The organism is Pseudomonas sp. 14P_8.1_Bac3, from assembly GCF_025466085.1.
GTDB lineage: Bacteria > Pseudomonadota > Gammaproteobacteria > Pseudomonadales > Pseudomonadaceae > Aquipseudomonas.
The window spans coordinates 1-607 of the sequence record NZ_JANLOD010000046.1 but is presented as its reverse complement, the minus strand read 5'-3'; the positions used below and the strand labels follow the sequence as shown (position 1 = coordinate 607).

Here is a 607-nt window from a genome sequence, read left to right as displayed (position 1 = left end):
AACAACCAGACGGGCCAGATGCTCGCTGCATTGAGCGGCTACGGTCAGGGCACGTTCGCTTCGAAAGTCGAAATCAGCGGCGACAGCGTTGCCGTCACCCGCGAAATCGACGGCGGCGCGCAGACCGTTTCCCTGAAACTGCCGGCCATCGTCACCACCGACCTGCGTTTGAACGAGCCGCGCTACGCGTCCCTGCCGAACATCATGAAAGCCAAGAAGAAGCCTCTCGAAGTGCTGACTCCGGACGCTTTGGGCGTTTCCACCGCCTCCACCAACAAGACCGTGAAAGTCGAAGCGCCTGCTGCACGCAGCGCGGGTATCAAGGTCAAGTCGGTGGCTGAACTGGTCGAGAAACTGAAAAACGAAGCGAAGGTAATCTAATCATGACTATCTTGGTAATCGCTGAACACGACAACAAAGTGCTGGCCCCGGCCACGCTGAACACCGTGGCTGCCGCGGTCAAAATCGGTGGCGACATCCACGTTCTGGTTGCAGGCCAGGGCGCTGGCGCTGTGGCAGAAGCCGCGGCGAAAATCGCTGGCGTGAGCAAAGTCCTGAACGCTGACAATGCCGCTTACGCGCATCAGCTGCCGGAAAACATTGCGCC

2 pseudogenes are annotated in these 607 nt (G+C 59.5%); both read left to right on the top strand.

What is annotated here, in order from left to right:
• Nucleotides 1-381 (top strand): annotated as a pseudogene (locus NTD84_RS12150) (electron transfer flavoprotein subunit beta/FixA family protein); the annotation flags it as partial.
• A 2-nt stretch (nt 382-383) separates the two neighbouring features.
• Nucleotides 384-607: pseudogene (locus NTD84_RS12145) on the top strand (electron transfer flavoprotein subunit alpha/FixB family protein); the annotation flags it as partial.